Raw genomic sequence first — 20,488 nt, forward strand, 5'->3', positions numbered from 1 at the left:
TTATAATTTATGTACTACGGTAATTATTTTGTATTTACTAACGTGAAGATTTGATAGTTTGAAAATTAGTAGGGGCATAGTTAAATCTTCCTTGTCATTCCATTGTCCTTGCAAAGCGTTTTAACCTGTCGCTGTCGACGCTAGCATGAGACTAGTCGTAAGTGGCATCATTTTGCCAGTGATGCTTATAACTTTTTTTGGCTAAATTTGGCCGGGTAAGGCAGTAAGGATGAGCGTGTGATCGCGCATCACTCATTTTTTGATTCGCAAGGCTAGCAAATCCGAGGCGCTCGAGATGACTCGGTCTCAGAAACCCATTTTTTAGACATGATTGCCATGTTCCTTAGGAGCTCGCTGCAAACAAGAACGCCGCAGCCATATCATTTTGCTCTCGCCTTGACAGTCCCAAAGCATCAGCCAGCTTTGGCCATTGACGCACCACCTTTTGAAAGCTTTCAATAATCTGTTGTGCATCTCCTTGGTCAACTCTGAAGTACTCTGCTACTTCCCTCGCCAGCTCCAAGTCCAGCGCATTGTCAGAATCAGTGATGTTCAGCTTCAACCCATCCGCATGCGCCACAGGATTCATGTCATACGCTGCTGACAATCGCCATCCCCGACCCGGATCCAGGATAAAACCATGGTTTCGCAGGTGGTCGTCGGTGTTGGAGACTAGGATGTTGAAGACGATTCGTGACCAGAGTTCACGGAGGTCGGTGTTAGGTTCCGAGCCGTGCTCCATGATTACTTCTGCCAACTCTAGGTAGCTGGCGCCGGTTGACGCGTCGTCGCCGTCGACGCGGTTGGTCATGGTCATGGCTGATGCGAAGTGATGTCGGCCGCCGCGCGCGGTTCGGTCGAAACGCTTCACCAGGAAGCAGTGGTGATCGCTTGCGTAGCGTCGGGCTGTGCCGGTTGCTACGCGTAACCCGCAGTTGACTGCCAAAGCGTTCACGACCATTTCCCAGCCACCGACATCGTAGTCATCCCTCGTACTTGGGAATTTGGCGATCCACAGTTGGCCGAACTCGTCGACGACGCTGGCTTTCGGTCTGGCGCCGCCCAGTGAGCCGCCCGGTGCGATGAGCATTCTTAGCCATTCGCGGCCCTCGGTGGCTGTGTTGTCCCTGTCGTTTTCCAGGGCGAGACTTGCCTGCTCTAACGCGCGTAGCTCGACAAAGGGTGGGGCGGCAACGCCGTCGCGGTCGTCGAGGAAGTTGCCTTCGTCATTGAGTTTGTAGCGAAGGGCGCCGACACGGAACAGGTCGTGGACGCCAAGCAGGTAATCGGATTCAAACAACTTGCTGTTGCTGGGAAGCAAGCCGTCGCGAATGTCCCTTTCCAAGCGGCGTTTCATCAGCAGTTGGCCCCAACGATCGGGGCTTGAGTCTGCAAAGACGCCAAAGCGGCTCTGATGTTCGCCGGGGAATTGGCGGCCTTCGAAGGGGCCGATGCGCGGGTCTAGAGTTATGGAACTCAACTCGGGATCGGCCAGCGCATTCGGGTCGTACTCAAATTCGAACACGTTGGTGTTGCGTGTTTTCCTTGCGTGTAGAAATCCGAGGCGTCTGGCGCCTTTCAAGGATTCCCAGTCTGCATAAACAGCAATCAGCGTCATTCTTCACCTGTTGGGGGGCTGGCCTTTTTCTTCTTGTTCAAAAGGCTGGAGAGTGAGTGTGTGTTGAATGGGAAGTCAGCCGGAATTTTCGTGGTAGTGGCGGCATCGATAACGTTTGAAGTCTCGACGTGTTCGGATGCGCCCTTTTTTGCCACACTGACTGCTCGTACTCGCTGGGGCTTTTTCGCTGCGGATCGTGTTGCAGGCATTAACTGCGCATCCTGCAATTGGCGACCCATTTCATCGGCTGCAGCCAGTTTGTTCAGATCCTTTTCCAATCCCAACACTTGCATGACCGAAAGGTAGGCGCCGATGGTCACTCCTGATCCTCCCGTCTCCACATTGCGCAAGGTTGTCAGCGACATGCCAGATCGTTCAGCGACTTGCTTGGCCGTCAATTTGCGGCGCAGGCGCGCCAGCTTCAGGCGTTCGCCTAAGTCGACCAGAAGTCGAGCAGTGGAGGGCAAAAGCGGCGCTGTTTTCTTGGCCATGTGGCAGTATTCCTTCATTTTTTAACCTTAACTGCCAGAATAATAGCACTTAAGATGAAGGATGCTGTTTGCCGTAAGACCCGTGAAAAACGAAGTTAAGTGGCATTATTCCATCTGTTTTCGGTTCATATAGCTAGAATACTGCCACTTGAACGTTAGCGCTTCCTCTAGTCAGCCCGGTTTTTGCCGGTACTTTTCGAGAACCTGCATACGTGAGGAAAGTGGCTTTTCAGCATCGGCAGGGGTGGTTTCAAAACCTTCAATGCGTAGGCTGGCCAAATAGTTTGATCGGCGAACCTTGTCGTAATGGGCCTGCTTTTGCTGAAACGTCAAAACGCTCGTATCAGCATTCGAGTCTGAATCGCGATGCTTTTTGCGTAAGATCTCGTCCATCTCGATAACGCTTTCCATCAGCTCATCAAAGAATTTGCTCATGGTTGCTCCCATGTTTGATTACCGTTTTTTTGATCGCTCTCACAGAGTGCATAAGAGAGATACGATCACTCGATTCAGGCTGGAGCCTTCCAGTTGAGCATCTGCTGCTGTGCGACTTGCAGCAGGTCACAGCCATCCTGCGTCAGCAGATAGAGGGCGTGGGTGATGTGGGGGATGTCTTCGACGTCGGCTTGTTTGAAGCTTAGGCAGTAGAGGGTTTTTAGCAGGTCGCTTGAAGCGCGCAGGCGCTGGACGGCGCATTCGAGGATGTCTTGCGGGTTGGCCTGGGTGTCGATGAGCAGAGGCTTGGTGTCGGTGAGATTGGATTCGAGTGGGCGGTAGCGATCGGTGGTGAATTGATTCCATGTTTTCATTTTTTGATCCTCATATGCTTCAGGTGAAGCCACCACATCGTGACCAAGCGACAGGAGGCAACTGTGTTCGGGTTGGTCAACCGGTGAGGATCGTGCACATACCCGGCACACCCGAAGGTGTCCCAAACACAGTCACCATAAACTGCAGGCAAATGAGTGCCGGCAGCATACAGCGCATGCGTATACACGATCCAATCGGGTGACCAAGCCCGAGCCGCTGAATTGACAGCGACAGCCACGACTATAGAGATGAGCTACACGAAGCCGATAGAAGACAAGGAGTCTGTCCTTGTAGGACCGGGACGTAGATTTGATAGGTCATCGCCGCTGATCGACCTTCTGTTTTAAACGAGCGCGTTTATCAGCCATCAATGCTCTGGATACCTCATCGGGAATGCTGGGGCGAGGATCATCAAGGCTGGCTTGAACCTGTCGGATTAACCAAGCCTTGTAGGCATCCTCGTCACTCGGTGGATCGAACTCATCGCTTGTAACATTCATTGTTGGATTCCTGCCCAAGGAGATATAGCGCTGACCTGGAGTGATCTAGTTGTACGCCGGCTGCGCTGGCCTCTGCTTGACCACTTCAAGCAAGTCGCAGCCATCCTGAACCAGCAGATAAAGCGCGTTAACGATGTTTGGAATATCTTTCACGTCAGCCTGTTTGAAACATAAGCAGTAGAGCGTTTCCAGCAAATCCCCGGCCGCGCGCAGGCGTTGATCGGCGGCATTGATCAGGTCAGTCTGGCTGGAGTGGCTGTCGATAAGCAGTACCGGGTTTTCGCTGTAGCAAGTCTTGAGGGGGCGATAGCGGTTGATCATGTGAGGCGTGTCCTGTTCGAAGGCGCTGGGGCGGGCTGGTGCAGTGTTTGCAGCCGCGCCGGCCACTATAGAAGGGCGTTTCTCTGTGGGACAAGACAGCCGCAATGGACAGTATTCGTAGGGGTTTTTCCGTGTTTTGAGGAAATACCCTACGTGTTTTCGCAGCTTTTTCAGGCCAAAACCCTTAGGCGTAATAATTCCTACGTGATTGTCAGGCGATTCGCGGTAAACCGCTGTATCGTGCGCGCCAGAATCTGTAGGGCGTTTCTAAACGTCTGACACGCGCTTAAAGGGAATTAGGTATGCACTGGCTACGAATGGCTGCGATTTTATTGCTCGGGCTGAGTACTTGCCGTTTGACCATGGCCTCTGACATTGGCAATGCGTGGGTGCTGGATCGCCTCGATCGCACCGATTGGCCGGAGGCTATCATCAGCCAGGCGAGCATGGACACGGCGGCGCGCGGTGAAGTGTTGATGTTCGCCAAAGCTCTGTTGGCCAGCGAAGCACTGGATGAGGAAGGGCTTGAGCAGCGACTCGGTGTGCCCCACGTGCAATTGAAGTCGATTCGCCACGTGCGTGATGGCCTCTGGGAGGGGTTGTTGAGCACCTATCGCAACGCCAGTCAGAGCTGTGATGAACAACTGTTCTGCCCGCGTGTGCGCAGCGTCGCTGACCTGCGGCAGTTGGCGGCAGCGTTCACGGGGGACATCAGCCCGGCTCATGCGCTGTGGGCGAGCAAGAGCCAAGGTGTGCATGAGCAGATGCTGAATGAGCAGTTGCGGGTGGCGGTGTTGCGCCCCTGAACCTTCGGTGTGGTGTTGTTCTGACTGGCCTCTTCGCGAGCAGGCTCGCTCCCACAGGGACCGTGGCAATCAAGTAATCGCTGTATCATTCCGAATCGATTTGGCCCCGACCTTTTCTCGACTCGCTGCGATCGCCCGCTAGGCTGTTGGCATGGCAGCAGTCAATGGAGTGACAGCGAATGCACAACACCCTGGAACAGGTTTTTGGTTTCCCACAGTTTCGACCCGGGCAAGAGGCGGCGATCAGCGCGGTGCTGGCCGGGCGCTCGGCAGCGGCGATTTTTCCCACCGGTTCCGGCAAGTCGATTTGCTACCAATTGCCGGCGCTGATGCTGCCGCACCTGACGTTGGTAGTCTCGCCGTTGCTGGCGTTGATGCAGGATCAACTGGCCTTTTTGCAGCGACACGGTATTTCCGCTGGCAGCATCGATTCGGCGCAGAGTCGCGATGATGCCAATGACGTGATGGCCCGCGCCCGCTCGGGTGAATTGAAGATTTTGATGATCTCGGTGGAGCGCTTGAAAAACGAGCGCTTTCGCAACTTTTTGCAGCAGGTACCCATCTCGCTGCTGGTGGTGGACGAGGCGCATTGCATCTCGGAGTGGGGCCATAACTTCCGCCCCGATTATCTCAAGCTGCCGGACTATCAGCGCCAGTTCAACATCCCGCAAACCTTGCTGCTGACCGCTACGGCAACGCCGAAAGTCATCGCCGACATGCAGGCCAAATTCGCTATCGCCGCTGACGATGTGGTGACCACGGGCTTCTACCGGCCCAACCTCAATCTGCTGGTGGAACCGGTACGTGGCCAGGACAAGCGCCGGCGGCTGGTCGAGTGGATGAGCGAGCGTGCCGGACAGCCGAGCATTGTCTATGTGACCCTGCAGAAAACCGCCGAACACATCGCCGAACACCTTGAGCGCAACGGCATTCAGGCTGAGGCGTATCACGCTGGCCTAGCGCACGACAAACGCGAAGCGATCCAGAAACGCTTCATGGCCGGGCAATCCAATTGCATCGTCGCGACCATCGCATTCGGCATGGGCATCGACAAGAGTGACATCCGCAATGTCGTGCACTTCGACCTGCCCAAATCCATCGAAAACTACAGTCAGGAAATCGGCCGCGCCGGGCGTGACGGGCAGCCGTCGGATTGTCTGGTATTGGCTAATCGCGACAGCCTCAATGTGCTGGAAAACTTCGTCTACGGCGATACGCCGGAGCGCGACGGCATTCGCTATGTACTCGATGAGCTAAAGGCCTCGGTGCCGGAAGGGCAGTGGGAGTTTCTGCTCGGGCCATTGGCTGATCAAAGCAACATTCGTGCACTGCCGCTGAAGACCTTGCTGGTGCAACTGGAACTGCGCGGTTTGATCGCGCCGCGCTACGCCTATTACGCCGAATACCGTTTCAAATACCTGTTGGAACCCGAAGCGCTGCTTGAGCGCTTTGACGGTGAGCGCAGGGATTTTGTCGGCGCAATCATTCAGACCTCGGCGCGCGCGCGCACCTGGGCCACGGTGAATTTCGAGGCGATGTATTCGCAGTATTCCGCCGAGCGCAATCGAGTGGTGAAGGCGCTGGATTACTTCCAGGAGAAGGGTTGGGTCGAGCTGGAAAGCAAGCAGATGACCGAGGTCTACAGCCTGCTGCACAGCGACTTCGACAGCGATGCCCTGAGTGCCGAGCTGCATGAGTATTTCACCCGGCATGAGCAGGCCGAAGTGGCGCGCATCCACGCCATGCTTGAGGTATTCGCCACCGAACGCTGCCTGGGTTATCGCCTGGCGGAGTATTTCGGTGATCACAATGCGCCTGAGCGGTGTGGGCATTGTTCGGTGTGTCATGGTCAAGTGGCGCGGTTGCCGGCACCACCGGAGTTGCCAGCACTTGTGGATAAAAACTTTGCGGCGCTGTGTGGTGATTTTATCCACAGGCATGAGCAGTACACCGGGGTGATTCCAACGGCTGAGCGGTTGACGCGATTTTTGTGTGGGATCAGCGTGCCGTTGTTCACCAAGCTCAAGGCGCGCGCTATTCCCGGGTTTGCTGCGTTGGAGGAATATCCCTACGCCGAAGTCCGCAGCTGGGCTGATGATCATTTGCTCGGTTGAGCAAGAGCCCTTGTGGGAGCGAGCCTGCTCGCGAAAGCGGTACATCAGGCAACACTATTTTGAATGTGATGACCCTTTCGCGAGCAGGCTCGCTCCCACAAAAGCAGGGCTGTATCCATCCGCTGAATGTCGATCATCACGGTAATAAACTTCAAAAACCGTCGTTGGCTGACTATGGTTGAGGTCTGTCTTTGGATCGCCAACAAGAGAACAACATGGGCCAGACAACCTTCGATATTCAGCAAGCCGCGGTGATCGGCGCGGGCACCATGGGCCGGGGCATTGTCATGTGTCTGGCCAATGCCGGCGTGACGGTGCATTGGGTGGATAACAATCCACAGATGCTTGAACAGGCACTCGCCACTGTGGCCGAGACTTATGCACACAACGTGCGCCAGGGACGGATTGATCAGGCCGAAGCGGATGCGCGTTTGGCGCGGGTCAGTGCGGCAGCGGATTATGCGGCGATTCGCAATGTCGATCTGGTGATCGAGGCGGTGTACGAAAATCTTGAGCTGAAGCAGAAGATCTTTCGTGAGCTGGATGGTTTGCTCAAGCCTGAGGCACTGTTGGCAAGCAATACGTCGGCGCTGGACATCGATGCGATAGCCGCAGCGACAAAGCGTCCGAATCAGGTGCTGGGCCTGCATTTCTTCAGCCCGGCGCACATCATGAAACTGCTGGAAATCGTTCGCGGCGCACAGACCTCTGCGACGGTGCTGGAGGCGGCACTGGCACTGGGCAAACGCATGGGCAAGGTCAGTGTGGTGTCGGGTAACTGCCATGGTTTTATCGGCAATCGCATGCTGCATCCGTATGTCCTCGAGGCGCGCAAGATGTTGCTTGAGGGCGCTTATCCACAGCAGGTCGACGCAGCCTTGCAAGGTTTCGGTTTTGCCATGGGGCCGTTCCGCATGTACGACGTGGTCGGCATCGATCTGGAATGGCGTGCACGCGAGCTGGCCGGCAAGGGCCAGGATGCGCCAGAGGTGCAGGTGGATAACCGTTTGTGCGAGATGGGCCGGTTCGGGCAGAAGTCTGGCAACGGCTATTACCATTACGAACCGGGCAGTCGTCAGGCTGAGCACGATCCTGAGGTCGATGTGCTGGTATTGCAGGTCAGCGAAGGGTTGGGCTTCCAGCGCCGCGAGATCGGGCCTGAGGAGATCCTGGAGCGCAGTCTTCTGGCATTGGTCAACGAGGGTGCGAAGATTTTGCAGGAGGGCATTGCCGAGTCTGCACACGACATCGATCTGGTGTACCTGAACGGCTACGGCTTCCCGGCGGACAAGGGCGGGCCGATGGCCTGGGCGGATCAGCAAGGGCTGGCGAATATTCATTCGCGGCTGTTGGCGCTGGAGACGCGGCAGGGCGATCAGTGGAAACCGGCGCGGTTGATTGGTGAGTTGGTGGCGCAGGATAAGGGGTTTGCTCAAGTGTAATGTCACGGCCAAAATCGTTCCCCCTCACCCCAGCCCTCTCCCCCAGGGCGGAGAGGGGGAAGGGAGCCGATCTGCGTGGGTTTCAGCATCTGAGTTCGACTCGAAGGATCAGGTCGGTGTATTTCGAGAGAACACCTCGGTCAGTCCCCTCTACCTCTGGGAGAGGGCTAGGGTGAGGGCAAGCAGCCTCACTGAAAAAACAAGAGAACCAGCACAACCATGTCCACCCCTCAGCGCACCGACTACCCCCACTTCCAGCCCATCACCACACGCTGGCACGACAACGACGCCTACGGTCACGTCAACAACGTCACCTACTACAGCTTCTTCGACACGGCGGTGAACACTTACCTGATTCAGGTCGGTGGTCTGGATATTCATGACGGTGAGGTGGTGGGATTTGTAGTCAGTTCGGCGTGCGATTACTTCGCCTCGATCGCCTTCCCGGACCTGATCGAGATCGGTCTGCGGGTCGGCAAGTTGGGCAACAGTTCAGTGCAATACGAGCTGGCGGTGTTCAAGGTGGGTGAAAGCGAGGCGTGTGCGGCCGGGCGCTTCGTTCACGTATTCGTCGATCGGGCGAGTAATCAGCCGGTGCCGATCCCTGCTGAACTGCGGCAGGCACTGGAATACCTGGTGGTGTAAACGGCAAAAAAAAATCGCAGCCCTTAGGCTGCGATTTTGCTTTACCGGCCAGCGAGGTGTTTGAGGCCTCAGTCGCGATAGTACTTGTGATGCTTGCGGTGGCCGTAGGCATGGCCGCGACCACGGTGGTCGTCACGATAGTAGCGACGATCATCATGGCGGCGATCGTAACGACGATCGTCGTCATCGCTCTTGTTGCCCATGTAGTTGCCCAGCGCGCCACCGGCGCCGCCACCTGCTGCGGAGCCGATCAGGCTGCCGGTGGTGCCGCCCATGCTGCGGCCGACCACGTTACCGCCGGCTGCGCCCAGCGCACCACCGATGGCGGCTTCGCCACGGCTGCGTTTGTCGGCGCCAACCGCGCTACCACCCGCGCCGCCGAGGGCTGCGCCGATGGTGGAACCTGTATTGCCGCCTAAGGACTGACCGACGACCGAGCCAAGAACCCCGCCCAATGCGCCGCCCACACCTGCTTCGGTGGTGCCGCCTGCGGAAGCAAAACCACTGACCAGGCCAAGGGACAACAAGAGAATCGAGGAGAACTTCATAGATGAGCCTCAAAGGGATGACGGCGCCGATCCTGAGGCTGTGTAACGAGCGTGACAATCGAAATCCGACGAATAACACGACTTGTATACAATTTTGCAAGTTGCTGTTTTATCAGCGGAACTTAACCGATTTTCGCCGGTCTTTAGCTACTTCGGACAGGCCGCTTTTGTGAAAAAGCGGCCTTTTTTGTGGGCGTTGGAAAAGTGCTAGGGCTTGGAAGCGTATTGCTTGAACCTACGCCTTCGCGAGCAAGCTCGCTCCCACATTTGAAATGCATTCCAATGTGGGAGCGAGCTTGCTCGCGAAGAGGCCGGTTCTGACATCGCGTTACGCGGACTTGGCCATGATCAACCCAGTCTCACTCGCCGCTTCCAGTCGAATCGCAATGAACTTCGACGTCGGTGTATGGCTGCCATCCCCGGTGCTTTCCAGCGGCACCAGCGGATTCACTTCCGGGTAATAAGCTGCGGCTTGTCCCGCCGGAATATCAAATGCCAGCAGCGTGAAGCCCTTTACCCGACGCTCACGACCATCGTCCCATATCGAAACAATGTCAGCCTTCTGTCCCGGCCGGAAGCCCAGACGAATGATGTCCGCCTCATTGGCGAACAGCACATCACGCTGGCCTTTCACTCCGCGATAACGGTCGTCGAGACCATAAATCGTCGTGTTGTACTGATCGTGGGAGCGCATCGATTGCAAGATCAGATCCGGCAGTTGTCCGGTGGCGCGAGTGCGTTCGTGCACCAGATCTTTCGGCAACATGTTGGCGCGGAAGTTGGCCCGGCCCGACGGCGTGTTCCACTTGCGTGCGCCAGCGCTGTTGCCGAGGTAGAAACCGCCCGGGTTCTTGATCTTCTCGTTGAACGCTTTGAAGTTGGGAATGGTGTCGGCGATCAGTTCGCGGATGCGCCCGTAATCAGCCACCAGCCAGTTCCAGTCCACCGGTTTACTGCCCAATGTGGCGGCAGCGATACCGGCAATGATCGACGGCTCTGAACGCATCTGGTTCGACAGCGGCTGCAACTGACCGTTGGAAGCGTGAACCATGCTGAACGAGTCTTCCACGGTGACCGCTTGCGGGCCTTCGGTCTGGATATCGATGTCGGTACGACCGAGGCACGGCAGGATCAGCGCGTCTTTACCGTGAGCCAGGTGGCTGCGGTTGAGCTTGGTGCTGATCTGCACGGTCAGGTCGCAATTGCTCAGTGCGGCGAAGGTACGCGGGCTATCCGGCGTGGCTTGGGCGAAGTTACCGCCCAGACCGATGAAGACCTTGGCGCGACCCTCAGCCATTGCGTGGATCGCTTCAACCACGTTGTGGCCGTTGTGGCGCGGCACCTTGAACTGGAAGCGTCGCTCCAGCGAATCGAGGAACGCCACCGGCGGACGCTCGTTGATGCCCATTGTGCGGTCGCCTTGCACGTTACTGTGGCCGCGCACCGGGCACAGGCCGGCGCCCGGTTTGCCGATGTTGCCGCGCAGTAGCATCAGGTTGGCGATTTCCTGAATCGTCGGCACCGAGTGGCGATGCTGAGTGATGCCCATCGCCCAGCACATGATTACGTTCTTGCCCTTGGCGTACATACGCGCGGCTTGCTCGATTTCGACGAGGGTCAGGCCGGATTGCTCGACGATCTGTTCCCACGGCGTATCGTCAACGACACCGAGGTACTCCAGCACATTGGCGCTGTGGGCGTTGAGGAAGTCATGATCGAACACGGCAGGTTCGCCTGCCTTCTGCGCATCGCGTTCCCACTGCAGAAGGAACTTGGCCATGCCGCGCAGCAGCGCCATGTCACCGCCGAGTGCCGGGCGGAAATACGCGGTGTTGGTTGGCTTGTCGCCGTTGGTGAGCATTTCGATCGGGTGTTGCGGATGCTGGAAGCGTTCCAGACCACGCTCTTTCAATGGGTTGATGCACACCACTTGCGCGCCGCGTTTCACTGCCTCACGCAAGGGTTCGAGCATGCGCGGGTGGTTGGTGCCCGGGTTCTGGCCCCAGACGAAAATCGCATCGGCGTGTTCGAAGTCATCGAAGGTCACGGTGCCTTTGCCGACGCCGACGCTCTGCGCCAGGGCAACACCGCTGGCCTCGTGGCACATGTTCGAGCAGTCCGGGAAGTTGTTGGTACCGTAGGCGCGCACAAACAGTTGATACAGGTACGCCGCTTCGTTGCTGGCGCGACCCGAGGTGTAGAACTCGGCCAGATCGGGGCTCGGCAGACTTTGCAGGTGCTTGGCGATCAGCGTGTAGGCGTCGTCCCAACTGATCGGCTTGTAGCGATCGGTTTCGGCGTCATAAACCATCGGCTCGGTCAGACGGCCCTGATACTCAAGCCAGTAGTCGCTCTGCTCCAGCAAAGAAGTGACGCTGTGCTTGGCGAAAAACTTGGCGTCTACACGACGCTTGGTCGCTTCCCAGTTCACCGCTTTCGCGCCGTTCTCGCAAAACTTGACCATGCCGCTTTCCGGCGAATCGCCCCACGCGCAACCCGGGCAGTCGAAGCCGCCGTTCTGGTTGGTCTTGAGCATCATGCGCAGGTTTTTCAGGGCGTTGTCGCTGGTCAACCAGGCCTGAGCCACACTGATCAGGGCACCCCAGCCGCCGGCGGCACCTTTGTAAGGCTTGTAGCGCGGGACAGGTTTCTGGTCGGCTTGATGATGTTGGCTCACGCTTGATTCTCCATCGCGGGGCTATACACCCGCGGCGCACTTTTCTGCGGCAGGTGGATGAGATTGAGGTTATGTCGACGGGCCCACTGCACGGCAAGGCCGGTGGGTGCGGACAGGCTGACCAGGGTCTGGATGCCGGCGCGCAAAACTTTCTGGATCAATTCGAGACTGCAACGGCTGGTGACAATCGCCAGTCCGCCATCTGTGGATATCTTCTGGCGGATCAGTCCGCCGATCAGCTTGTCGAGGGCGTTGTGCCGGCCGATGTCTTCGCGCCCGAGCAACAATTCGCCGCTGGCGTTCATGAACACCGCCGCATGCACCGCGCCGCAATGCTGACCGAGCGGTTGGAACGCACCGATGCGCTGGCGCAGACCGTCGAGCCATTCGCTCGGTGGCAGCGGCGCGCCGGGCAAGACCTTGAGATCAGGCAGTGCCTGCTCCACCGCTTCAACCCCGCACAATCCGCAACCGCTGGTGCCTGCCATTTGCCGGCGCTGTTGCTTGAGATTCCAGAACGCACGGTTGGCGATGGTCACTTGCGCATACTGCGCTGAGCCTGCGCCGGTCAGTTGCAGGTCATAGATGTCGGTGGCATCGATGATGATGCCGCTGCCGAGGCTGAAGCCGACGATGAAGTCTTCCAGGTCGGTCGGCGTCACCAGCATGACGGCCTGGCTGATACCGTTGTAGGCAATTGCCAACGCGACTTCCTCGGCGAGCGCAGTGCTGGCCGATTCCTCACGGGGTAAATCGCTGTAACTGTAGGTCTGGCTGGCGGCAGGCGCGGGCGTTTCAAGTGCAGGCGCCGCGCAGGCAGGGCGCTTGGCGTTCATGGCATCACCGACGGTTTGATCAACGTTAAGACTAGGCGCGGCAAGTTGTCGCGTCTAATCGCTAGTGTCGATCTATCGATAGAGGCCGTCGATCAAGGCGCCGTTGGCGATTTCTGATACAGCGCGAAACAGGCCTCGGCGAGCGCCGAGCGTGGCGCCCCGCGACGCATGATCAAGCCCAGTGGCGCTAGGGTCTGGGCGTTTTCGATGGGCTGCAGACGCAGGTGGTCGGTGAGTTTTTCCAGCCCGCCGTCCAACGGCATGATCGCGCAGCAGAAACCGCCGTGTACGGCTTGTAACAATTGATGCACGGCGTCGGTTTGCAGCAACGGTTGCGGAGTCAGGCCACGGCTGTGGAAGTTGTGGTCGATGGACTGACGGAAATGCATGCCGCTGGTGAGCATGCCCAGCGGCAGTTCGATCAGTGATTCCCAGCTCAGCGGAGCTTCACCGAAGGTAAAAGTGCGCTGGTCGTACAGCAGGCCCATGCGGGTTTCGTCGAATGCCAGTGATTCGAAACGTTCGTGATCCAGGCGGTCGAGATAAGAAACACCGATGTCGATTCGGTTGTTCGCCAGATGCTCGAGGATCTGCTCAGAACTCAGTGCCGACATTTCAAAGTGCAGATTCGGGTGGGCGCTGTGCAGGCGTTGCATCAACGGCAGTGGATCGAAACTCGACAGCGGCACCACGCCCAGCCTCAGCGTGCCGATCAGATTGCCGCGACACGCCGCCGCTTCCGCGTGCAAACCGTCATAAGCCGCCATCACCGAGCGCGCCCACGCCAGTACGCGCTCGCCCGGCGCGGTAAAACCTTCAAAGCGTTGGCCACGGTTGACCAGTGGCAAGTCGAGTTCTTCTTCGAGGCTGCGCAGGCGCATCGACAGGGTTGGCTGGGTGATGTGGCAACGCGCTGCGGCCTGGCCGAAGTGGCGGGTTTCGTCGAGGGCGATGAGGAATTTCAGCTGCTTGATGTCCATCTTCGCTCCGGGCGCTGGCAGGGTTGGGCGATTCTACCGCTTGCGCGGTGGCAGGGTCATTGGTCGGCTTGGAACCGGGTTTGTCTGTCGTGGTCTAGGCTTGGACGACTGAACCTTTATTCCATGGAGAGAACCACGATGAGTCTTTTAAGTTTTGTAAAAGAAGCCGGTGAAAAGCTGCTTGATCTGTTGACCCCGGGCAACGCCAATGCCAGTGAGCAGTTGAAGGAACACATCAGCAAGGTCGGTCTGGGTAATCCGAATGTGCAGGCGACGGTGGATGGCGACAAAGTGACCGTCACCGGTGAAGTCGCGAGTCAGGAAGAGAAAGAGAAAATTTTGCTGGCGGTGGGCAATATTGCCGGGGTTGGCAGCGTGGATGATCAGATCACGGTGACTGGTCCGGTGGTGGCGGCAGCAAAGTTTGTCGTGGTGAAAAAAGGCGACACCCTCAGCGCGATTTCCCTCGCTGTGTATGGCAATGCCAACCAGTACAACAAGATCTTTGAGGCCAATAAGCCGATGCTCAAGGATGAGAACAAAATCTATCCGGGTCAGACCCTGCGTATTCCTGAGTAACACAAACCCTCTGAGCTGCCGAAGGCTGCGATCTTTTGATCTTGTTTGTAAAAAATCAAAATCAAAAGATCGCAGCCTGCGGCAGCTCCTACAGAAGATTAGAGTCCGGCAATCAAATCCCGATAATCCTCAACCGCCGCAAACTCAGCCGTGTCCTTCGGCCCCTTGCGACTGTCCGGCTCTTTCACCGCCAACAAATGCGCCACACCAAAATCCCGCGCACTGCGCAGAATCGGCAAGGTGTCGTCGATAAACAGACTGCGCGCCGGATCAAAGCCGATGTCCGCCTGCAAGGCATCCCAGAACTGCGGGTTCTCCTTGGGAAAACCGTAATCGTGGGAGCTGATCAGCCGCTCAAAATACGGCGCCAGTTCGATTCGCTCAAGCTTCAGCGACAGTGAGTCGCGGTGTGCATTGGTGATCATGATCACCCGTTTGCCCGCGCGTTTGATCGCTTCCAGAAAGGTATCGGCATCCGGGCGCAAGGCAATCAGGTGCGCAGTTTCCAGCTTCAGTTCACGCACCGACAACTTCAGTTCGGCACTCCAGAAATCCAGGCAGTACCACTGCAACTGGCCGGCATGGCGTTCGAACAACGGCTGCAATTCCATTTCGGCCATGGCCCGGCTGACCCCGTGCAGTTCGGCGTAACGCTGGGGCAGGTGTTCCAGCCAGAAGTGATTGTCGAAGTGCAGATCCAGCAGCGTGCCGTCCATGTCGAGCAGAACGGTATCGATGTCGGACCACGTTAATGAAGGCATGGCAACGTCTCGAACGGTAGAAAGATATCCGACATAAACAATCGGGAAAGCCGCGTTATAGTAGCGCGTTCACGCCAAGGAGCTTTGCATGCGCCAGAAACCCACCGTACTTGCCCGCGAGATCGTCGCCACCAGTCGCCTGTTTTGCGTCGAAGAACTCAAGCTGCGCTTTTCCAACGGCGTGGAACGCACTTACGAACGTCTGGTTGGTAAAGGTGCGGGCTACGGCGCGGTGATGATCGTGGCGATGCTGGATGCCGAGCACGCGGTATTGGTCGAAGAGTACTGCGGCGGCACTGATGAATATGAATTGTCCTTGCCCAAAGGTCTGATCGAACCGGGCGAGGATGTGTTGGCGGCAGCCGAACGTGAGCTCAAGGAAGAGGCTGGTTTTGGTGCGCGGCAACTGGAGCATCTGACCGAGCTGTCGCTGTCGCCCGGTTACATGAGCCAGAAGATTCAGGTGGTTCTGGCGACTGATTTGTACGAGGAGCGTCTCGAAGGCGACGAGCCTGAGCCGATGCGTGTCGACAAAGTGAACCTGCGCGAACTGTCGTCGCTGGCGCTCAATCCTCAGTTTTCCGAAGGCCGTGCATTGGCTGCACTGTATCTGACCCGCGATCTGCTGACCGAGCGCGGGTTCTTTCCAGCATGAGTGAGATATCGATGAATTTCCCCCACCCGTTGATGGCGCCGGTCGTAGAGCTGGCCTTGCAGGCCGGCGAGGCGATTTTGCCGTTCTGGCGCGCCGGCGTTGAGGTCACGGCCAAGTCCGATGACTCGCCCGTGACGGCGGCCGATCTGGCCGCGCATCACCTGATCCTCGCCGGGCTGACGGCGCTGGACCCGAGCATTCCAGTGTTGTCGGAAGAAGACGCCAACATCCCTCAGAGCGTGCGCGCCGGCTGGCAGCGCTGGTGGTTGGTCGACCCGTTGGACGGCACCAAGGAATTTATCAGCGGCAGCGAAGAGTTCACCGTGAACATCGCGCTGATCGAAAACGGTCGCGTGGTGTTTGGTGTGGTGTCGATGCCGACCAATGGTCGTTTCTACGTCGGCGGTGCCGGGCTTGGCGCTTGGCGTTGTGACAAGGGCGGCACGCCGGTTGCGATTCAGGTGCGCGATGTGCCAGGGCCGGGCGAGGCGTTCACCGTGGTCGCCAGCCGTCGCCATTCGAGTCCCGAGCAGGAACGTTTGCTCGCCGGGTTGAGTGCGAGTCTGGGCGAGTTGCAATTGGCCAATATTGGCAGCTCGCTGAAATTCTGCCTGCTGGCCGAAGGCGTGGCGGATTGCTATCCGCGACTGGCGCCGACTTCGCAGTGGGACACGGCGGCGGCTCAAGGTGTGCTGGAAGGTGCGGGCGGTGAGGTGTTGGATCTGCGCGGGGAGGCGTTTTGTTATCCGGCGCGGGAATCGCTACTCAATGAGTTCTTTTTGGCATTGCCGGCCAAGGCGGCCTGGCGTTCCAGATTGTTGGAGTTGGCTCGCGGTTAAGTGAGCTGATCCGAAATCCCCCTCACCCCAGCCCTCTCCCCCAGGAGAGGGAGCCGACCGCGGGATATTTGAGAGTAGCGCCGACCTGGTCGAGTTTTGCTGAATCCATAATCGCTTCGATCTTTCAGGTCGATCTATATCGCAAGACGCCTCACCCTAACCCTCTCCCTTTGGGAGAGGGTTAGGGTGGGGGGCTTTTGATTGTCAGCGATGCAAAACGTACTGCCCGGTAAATGTCACGGCGTCTTCTTCGCTGCCCTGATTGACGATCCGCGTATTCAACGTCAACCGCGCCCGCCCATAACGCCGATACATCGCCAGAAATCTCTTCCACTCCTTCGCATCAGGTGCCGGGCAAATCGCCGTAGCGTCCCCGGTCACCGGCAGCGGATAACTGATCTGCCCTTCCTGAATAACAATGTGCCCGTCGGTGATTCCTTCCTCTTTCAGGCGCAAATGCAACCAGCCCCACCCGGCCAGCACCGCGCCGCAGTAGAGGCTGCCACCGAACATCGTGCTCTTGTGGTTGACGTTCGGCTCGAGTGGCAGATGCAGGCTCAGTTGCTGTTCATGCCAGTCGAGCACCTTAAGGCCCATGTCTCGGGTCAGCGGGATGTCGTGATGCAAAACCGACTGAAGATAGGCGCTGTGGCTGATCATTCGTTCTCGTCCCCATGGCTGCTGTCGCCAAAGTTGAGGCCATGCTTGCGCAACTTGTCATGCAGGGTCTTGCGCGGAATGCCCAAGGCTTCGGCGAGGCTGCGCACCGAACTGTGGGAGCGCGCCAGTTCAGCAGCGATCAGCGATTTCTCGAAATTTTCCACCTGCTCGCTGAGGCCCCCATTGATGACTTCGACCGTGGTACTGCCACCGCCCTCGGCGTCAGCGTTATCCAGCGCCAATTCCAGGCCGAGGGCGAAACGTTCGGCGGCATTCTGCAGTTCGCGTACGTTGCCCGGCCAGGTGTGGCGCAGCAGCAAGGCGCGTTGCGCCGGTTGCAGTTCATGGGGCGGCAAACCGTGGCGGGCGCTGGCTTCATCGGCGTAATGCTGGAACAGCACCAGCGCATCTTCACCGCGCTCACGCAGTGGCGGAATGCGCAGTGGCGCGACGTTGAGGCGGTAATACAAGTCGGCGCGGAAGCGGCCCTGGTCAGCGGCCTGACGCAAGTCTTCCTTGGTCGCGGCGATGACGCGGATGTCCAGCGGGATCAGTTGATTGCCACCCAGACGCTCGACCACGCGCTCTTGCAGCATGCGCAGCAACTTCACCTGCACATCCATGCTCATGCTCTCGATTTCATCGAGAAACAATGTGCCGCCATTGGCGAATTCGAATTTGCCGATCCGCCGTTTTTGCGCGCCGGTGAACGCGCCGGGTTCGTGGCCGAACAGTTCGCTTTCCACTACCGACTCGGCCAGTGCGCCAGCGTTGATCGCCACGAACGGGCCGTTTCGGCGGCTGGATAAATCGTGCAAGGCGCGGGCAACCACTTCTTTACCGGCGCCGGTTTCGCCGAGGATCAGCACGTCAGCCTTGGTCGCGGCCAGCGCGCCGATCTGCTCGCGCAGGCGCAGCATTGGGGGCGAATGGCCGACCAGCCGCGCGCTCAGCTCATTGCGATCGCTGAGGGCCAGGCGCAGGCTACGGTTGTCCAGCACTAGGCGGCGCAAGGCCAGGGCGCGGCGCACGCTGTCGAGCAGCGCATCGCTGGCGAAAGGTTTTTCGAGAAAGTCATAAGCGCCGGCACGCATGGCTTGCACCGCCAGCGGCACATCGCCGTGGCCGGTGATCAGCAATACCGGTAGTTCGGGATCCTGCGCGTGCAGTTCGCTGAGCAATTCGAGACCGTCCATGCCTGGCATGCGGATATCGCTGACCACCACACCCGGCCAGTCACGCTCAAGCTGTGCGGCCAGGCCTTTGGCTTCGGACAGCGGCAGAATTTTCAGGCCGGCCAGGTCCAGGGTCTGGCCGAGGGCCTGACGCAGGTGCGGATCGTCGTCGATCAACACCACCTGAATGCGATTGTCGATGGTCATGCACTTCGATCCTCGGACGGTTGCAGGCTGACCCCGGGCGCACCGGCGCGCAGCCGCAGGGTAATCAAGGCGCCACCTTGCTTGTGGTTGGCGAACGACAGTTCACCGCCGAAGGCGCGCATCAGCGTTTCACAAATGGCCAGCCCCAGGCCAAGGCCTTGAGTGCGGGTCTTGGTGGTGTAAAAGGGCTCGCTGGCGCGGCCGAGGGCTTCCATGCAAAAACCCGGGCCGTTGTCGCGAATGTACAGATTGACGCCCTCGGCGGTGGATTCGGCACTCAGCCAGAGTTTGCGCGGCGGGCCTTTCTCGGTGAGGGCGTCGAGGGCGTTGGCCAGCAGATTGCCGAGCACTTGGCGCAATCGGGTTTCCCCGGCCTCGACCCACAGAGTCGCGGCTGGCAGATCGCGGATCAGTTCGACTTCCATGCTGCGACGCCGTTTGGCCAGCAGCGCCAAGGCATCGTCGAGCGCCGGTTGCAGGGCAACGCTTTCCGGCGCGTGGCGATCGCGGCGGGCAAAGGCGCGCAGGTGGGCGATGATCGAGGCCATGCGCCCGGTCAGTTCGCTGATCAGTTTGAGGTTGCCGCGCGCATCGTCGGTGCGCTGATGATCGAGCAGCACTTCGGCGTTTTCCGCGTAGCTGCGGATCGCTGCCAACGGCTGATTGAGTTCGTGGCTGATGCTCGCGGACATCGTCCCCAGCGCCGACAGCTTGCCGGCCTGGACCAGATCGTCCTGGGCACGCACCAGTTCCTGTTGGGCTTGTTCACGCTCCAGCACTTCCTCCTTCAAGCGCCGGTTGAGGCCTTCGAGGTCGCTGGTACGCTCGGCGACGCGGCCCTCCAGCTCGCGACGTGCTTTGGCCTCGAAGGCGATGCGCTCCAGATAATGGCGGCGGCGCTGCATCATCAGACCGAGCAACAACATCAGCACCAGCAGCGTGGCGCCGCCGATGGCGACCACGGTGCGCACCGGACGGTCGATCAGCGTGCGTGGGGCAAGGATGCTGACGCTCCAGCCGGTTTCGGCGATGTCGTGAGTCTGGATCAGCCACGCAGTCGGGCTGAGGTTCAGGGGGCGCGGCTCGCGGGTCGGGTAAGGCTGGATAGCGGTGATCGCCGAGCGTTCGCTGTCGCTCAAGTTACGGGTCGAACGGAAGCGCCATTCCGGGCGCGAGGTGAGGATGACCACGCCGTTGTGGTCGGTCACCAGCAGTTGTTCCGGGGTTTTGCCCCAGAGGCTTTCGGTGTGGTCGAGGTCAACCTTGATCACCAGCACGCCGATGATTTTTTCGCCGTTGCGCACGGCGGCAGCGAAGAAGTAGCCGCGTTTGGCCGAGGTCGTGCCGAGGCCGAAAAAGCGTCCGAGGCGTCCGGCCATGGCTTCACTGAAGTACGGACGGAACGAAAAATTGCGGCCGACGAAACTGTCGTGCTTGTCCCAATTCGACGCCGCCAGCGTCTGCCCGCTGGTGTCCATCAGGTACATGACTTCGGCGCCGGTCTGCGCGGCGATGTTCTTCAGCAGGCGATTGGCGTTGCCTTGGCTGACGCCGTCGTCTGGCGCGCCGAGTACCGCACGCAGGGCAGGCAGGTCGCCGAGAATTTGCGGCAACACTTCATAGCGGTGCAGGGTGCCCAGCAGGTTGGCGACGTACAGGTCTAGGGTCTGCCGGTTCTGTCCGGCCAGTTCGCTGCGGTAATAGCGCTCGGCGAGATGTTCCAGCGGCCACAGCAGCGGCGCCAGACACAGGGCCAGCAGAGCGAGGCTGCGCCAGCGGGGTCTGCGGGGGAGGGTTGGTTTCATGAGCCGGATGCGCCTGAGA

21 protein-coding genes are annotated in these 20,488 nt (G+C 58.8%); 7 read left to right on the forward strand and 14 right to left on the reverse strand.

What is annotated here, in order from left to right:
• Positions 1-343: 343 nt before the first annotated feature.
• The 6 genes from AB4O01_RS21700 to AB4O01_RS21725 form a co-directional block, all read right to left on the reverse strand.
• Positions 344-1,618: a type II toxin-antitoxin system HipA family toxin gene (locus tag AB4O01_RS21700; protein ID WP_460089504.1), complete on the reverse strand. Its 1,275-nt coding sequence runs from the start codon at positions 1,616-1,618 to the stop codon at positions 344-346.
• The gene (locus AB4O01_RS21705; protein WP_186620751.1) at positions 1,615-2,109 is read right to left on the reverse strand and encodes a helix-turn-helix domain-containing protein; all 495 of its coding nucleotides are present in this window, start codon (positions 2,107-2,109) and stop codon (positions 1,615-1,617) included. Before AB4O01_RS21705 ends, AB4O01_RS21700 begins: the two co-directional genes overlap by 4 nt.
• A gap of 171 nt (positions 2,110-2,280) precedes the next feature.
• Positions 2,281-2,442 (reverse strand): YhfG family protein, encoded by a 162-nt coding sequence (locus tag AB4O01_RS21710; RefSeq protein ID WP_225919987.1) that lies wholly within the window; start codon positions 2,440-2,442, stop codon positions 2,281-2,283.
• A 176-nt stretch (positions 2,443-2,618) separates the two neighbouring features.
• Positions 2,619-2,918, reverse strand: coding sequence for a hypothetical protein (locus tag AB4O01_RS21715; protein ID WP_186620750.1), 300 nt, complete (start codon positions 2,916-2,918; stop codon positions 2,619-2,621).
• A gap of 318 nt (positions 2,919-3,236) precedes the next feature.
• Positions 3,237-3,419, reverse strand: coding sequence for an antitoxin PaaA2 family protein (locus AB4O01_RS21720; protein ID WP_186620749.1), 183 nt, complete (start codon positions 3,417-3,419; stop codon positions 3,237-3,239).
• 45 nt (positions 3,420-3,464) lie between these two features.
• Positions 3,465-3,740 (reverse strand): hypothetical protein, encoded by a 276-nt coding sequence (locus tag AB4O01_RS21725; protein ID WP_186620748.1) that lies wholly within the window; start codon positions 3,738-3,740, stop codon positions 3,465-3,467.
• Between the two features lie 302 nt (positions 3,741-4,042).
• Between AB4O01_RS21725 and AB4O01_RS21730 the strand changes: the two genes are divergently transcribed.
• From AB4O01_RS21730 to AB4O01_RS21745, 4 genes are all read left to right on the forward strand, one after another.
• Positions 4,043-4,546, forward strand: coding sequence for a polysaccharide deacetylase (locus AB4O01_RS21730; protein ID WP_186620747.1), 504 nt, complete (start codon positions 4,043-4,045; stop codon positions 4,544-4,546).
• A 179-nt stretch (positions 4,547-4,725) separates the two neighbouring features.
• Entirely contained in the window at positions 4,726-6,660 is a 1,935-nt protein-coding gene (locus AB4O01_RS21735) for a RecQ family ATP-dependent DNA helicase (RefSeq protein ID WP_460089507.1), read from the forward strand.
• Between the two features lie 215 nt (positions 6,661-6,875).
• Complete coding sequence (locus tag AB4O01_RS21740) at positions 6,876-8,102, forward strand: 3-hydroxyacyl-CoA dehydrogenase (RefSeq protein ID WP_460089508.1); 1,227 nt, start codon at positions 6,876-6,878, stop codon at positions 8,100-8,102.
• A 219-nt stretch (positions 8,103-8,321) separates the two neighbouring features.
• Positions 8,322-8,747, forward strand: a complete 426-nt coding sequence (locus AB4O01_RS21745; protein ID WP_093429993.1) for an acyl-CoA thioesterase — start codon at positions 8,322-8,324, stop codon at positions 8,745-8,747.
• Positions 8,748-8,815: 68 nt separating this feature from the next.
• Here the strand turns inward: AB4O01_RS21745 and AB4O01_RS21750 are convergent, their stop codons facing one another.
• The 4 genes from AB4O01_RS21750 to AB4O01_RS21765 form a co-directional block, all read right to left on the reverse strand.
• Positions 8,816-9,295, reverse strand: coding sequence for a glycine zipper domain-containing protein (locus AB4O01_RS21750; RefSeq protein WP_093429994.1), 480 nt, complete (start codon positions 9,293-9,295; stop codon positions 8,816-8,818).
• A gap of 328 nt (positions 9,296-9,623) precedes the next feature.
• On the reverse strand, positions 9,624-11,972 hold the full coding sequence (locus AB4O01_RS21755; RefSeq protein WP_186620742.1) for an FdhF/YdeP family oxidoreductase: 2,349 nt from the start codon (positions 11,970-11,972) through the stop codon (positions 9,624-9,626).
• A complete protein-coding gene (gene fdhD, locus AB4O01_RS21760; protein ID WP_093429996.1) occupies positions 11,969-12,808 on the reverse strand; it encodes a formate dehydrogenase accessory sulfurtransferase FdhD in 840 nt (279 codons plus the stop codon). Before fdhD ends, AB4O01_RS21755 begins: the two co-directional genes overlap by 4 nt.
• A gap of 92 nt (positions 12,809-12,900) precedes the next feature.
• Complete coding sequence (locus AB4O01_RS21765; RefSeq protein WP_460089510.1) at positions 12,901-13,788, reverse strand: LysR family transcriptional regulator; 888 nt, start codon at positions 13,786-13,788, stop codon at positions 12,901-12,903.
• A 138-nt stretch (positions 13,789-13,926) separates the two neighbouring features.
• Between AB4O01_RS21765 and lysM the strand changes: the two genes are divergently transcribed.
• Positions 13,927-14,367 carry a peptidoglycan-binding protein LysM gene (lysM, locus tag AB4O01_RS21770; protein WP_427119897.1) on the forward strand — a complete coding sequence of 147 codons (441 nt, stop codon included), beginning with the start codon at positions 13,927-13,929 and terminating at the stop codon, positions 14,365-14,367.
• A gap of 98 nt (positions 14,368-14,465) precedes the next feature.
• Here the strand turns inward: lysM and yrfG are convergent, their stop codons facing one another.
• Entirely contained in the window at positions 14,466-15,128 is a 663-nt protein-coding gene (gene yrfG / locus AB4O01_RS21775) for a GMP/IMP nucleotidase (RefSeq protein ID WP_460089512.1), read from the reverse strand.
• 88 nt (positions 15,129-15,216) lie between these two features.
• Here yrfG and nudE point away from each other — a divergent pair, with 88 nt between their 5' ends.
• Positions 15,217-15,783, forward strand: coding sequence for an ADP compounds hydrolase NudE (nudE, locus tag AB4O01_RS21780; protein ID WP_034151897.1), 567 nt, complete (start codon positions 15,217-15,219; stop codon positions 15,781-15,783).
• Between the two features lie 11 nt (positions 15,784-15,794).
• On the forward strand, positions 15,795-16,622 hold the full coding sequence (gene cysQ, locus AB4O01_RS21785) for a 3'(2'),5'-bisphosphate nucleotidase CysQ (protein WP_093429999.1): 828 nt from the start codon (positions 15,795-15,797) through the stop codon (positions 16,620-16,622).
• A 204-nt stretch (positions 16,623-16,826) separates the two neighbouring features.
• Here cysQ and AB4O01_RS21790 read toward each other — a convergent pair whose 3' ends face one another.
• From AB4O01_RS21790 to AB4O01_RS21800, 3 genes are read right to left on the reverse strand one after another with little or no spacing between them, the layout of a single operon-like run.
• Positions 16,827-17,282 carry a YiiD C-terminal domain-containing protein gene (locus AB4O01_RS21790; protein WP_093430000.1) on the reverse strand — a complete coding sequence of 152 codons (456 nt, stop codon included), beginning with the start codon at positions 17,280-17,282 and terminating at the stop codon, positions 16,827-16,829.
• Positions 17,279-18,664 (reverse strand): sigma-54-dependent transcriptional regulator, encoded by a 1,386-nt coding sequence (locus tag AB4O01_RS21795; RefSeq protein ID WP_093430001.1) that lies wholly within the window; start codon positions 18,662-18,664, stop codon positions 17,279-17,281. The genes AB4O01_RS21790 and AB4O01_RS21795 overlap by 4 nt, the downstream gene beginning before the upstream one ends.
• Positions 18,661-20,469: a sensor histidine kinase gene (locus AB4O01_RS21800; RefSeq protein ID WP_095047127.1), complete on the reverse strand. Its 1,809-nt coding sequence runs from the start codon at positions 20,467-20,469 to the stop codon at positions 18,661-18,663. The genes AB4O01_RS21795 and AB4O01_RS21800 overlap by 4 nt, the downstream gene beginning before the upstream one ends.
• Positions 20,470-20,488 lie beyond the last annotated feature (19 nt).

It is taken from the genome of Pseudomonas sp. S2_E02, from assembly GCF_054668355.1.

What these genes read in the sequence shown, in the direction of transcription:
- yrfG (WP_460089512.1), bottom strand. Translation starts at nt 15,128, where the DNA reads ATGCCTTCATTAACGTGGTCCGACATCGATACCGTTCTGCTCGACATG.
- cysQ (WP_093429999.1), top strand. Translation starts at nt 15,795, where the DNA reads ATGAATTTCCCCCACCCGTTGATGGCGCCGGTCGTAGAGCTGGCCTTG.
- AB4O01_RS21750 (WP_093429994.1), bottom strand. Translation starts at nt 9,295, where the DNA reads ATGAAGTTCTCCTCGATTCTCTTGTTGTCCCTTGGCCTGGTCAGTGGT.
- fdhD (WP_093429996.1), bottom strand. Translation starts at nt 12,808, where the DNA reads ATGAACGCCAAGCGCCCTGCCTGCGCGGCGCCTGCACTTGAAACGCCC.
- AB4O01_RS21790 (WP_093430000.1), bottom strand. Translation starts at nt 17,282, where the DNA reads ATGATCAGCCACAGCGCCTATCTTCAGTCGGTTTTGCATCACGACATC.
- AB4O01_RS21725 (WP_186620748.1), bottom strand. Translation starts at nt 3,740, where the DNA reads ATGATCAACCGCTATCGCCCCCTCAAGACTTGCTACAGCGAAAACCCG.
- AB4O01_RS21735 (WP_460089507.1), top strand. Translation starts at nt 4,726, where the DNA reads ATGCACAACACCCTGGAACAGGTTTTTGGTTTCCCACAGTTTCGACCC.
- AB4O01_RS21715 (WP_186620750.1), bottom strand. Translation starts at nt 2,918, where the DNA reads ATGAAAACATGGAATCAATTCACCACCGATCGCTACCGCCCACTCGAA.
- AB4O01_RS21700 (WP_460089504.1), bottom strand. Translation starts at nt 1,618, where the DNA reads ATGACGCTGATTGCTGTTTATGCAGACTGGGAATCCTTGAAAGGCGCC.
- AB4O01_RS21765 (WP_460089510.1), bottom strand. Translation starts at nt 13,788, where the DNA reads ATGGACATCAAGCAGCTGAAATTCCTCATCGCCCTCGACGAAACCCGC.
- AB4O01_RS21800 (WP_095047127.1), bottom strand. Translation starts at nt 20,469, where the DNA reads ATGAAACCAACCCTCCCCCGCAGACCCCGCTGGCGCAGCCTCGCTCTG.
- AB4O01_RS21740 (WP_460089508.1), top strand. Translation starts at nt 6,876, where the DNA reads ATGGGCCAGACAACCTTCGATATTCAGCAAGCCGCGGTGATCGGCGCG.
- AB4O01_RS21720 (WP_186620749.1), bottom strand. Translation starts at nt 3,419, where the DNA reads ATGAATGTTACAAGCGATGAGTTCGATCCACCGAGTGACGAGGATGCC.
- AB4O01_RS21705 (WP_186620751.1), bottom strand. Translation starts at nt 2,109, where the DNA reads ATGGCCAAGAAAACAGCGCCGCTTTTGCCCTCCACTGCTCGACTTCTG.
- lysM (WP_427119897.1), top strand. Translation starts at nt 13,927, where the DNA reads ATGAGTCTTTTAAGTTTTGTAAAAGAAGCCGGTGAAAAGCTGCTTGAT.
- AB4O01_RS21730 (WP_186620747.1), top strand. Translation starts at nt 4,043, where the DNA reads ATGCACTGGCTACGAATGGCTGCGATTTTATTGCTCGGGCTGAGTACT.
- AB4O01_RS21795 (WP_093430001.1), bottom strand. Translation starts at nt 18,664, where the DNA reads ATGACCATCGACAATCGCATTCAGGTGGTGTTGATCGACGACGATCCG.
- AB4O01_RS21745 (WP_093429993.1), top strand. Translation starts at nt 8,322, where the DNA reads ATGTCCACCCCTCAGCGCACCGACTACCCCCACTTCCAGCCCATCACC.
- nudE (WP_034151897.1), top strand. Translation starts at nt 15,217, where the DNA reads ATGCGCCAGAAACCCACCGTACTTGCCCGCGAGATCGTCGCCACCAGT.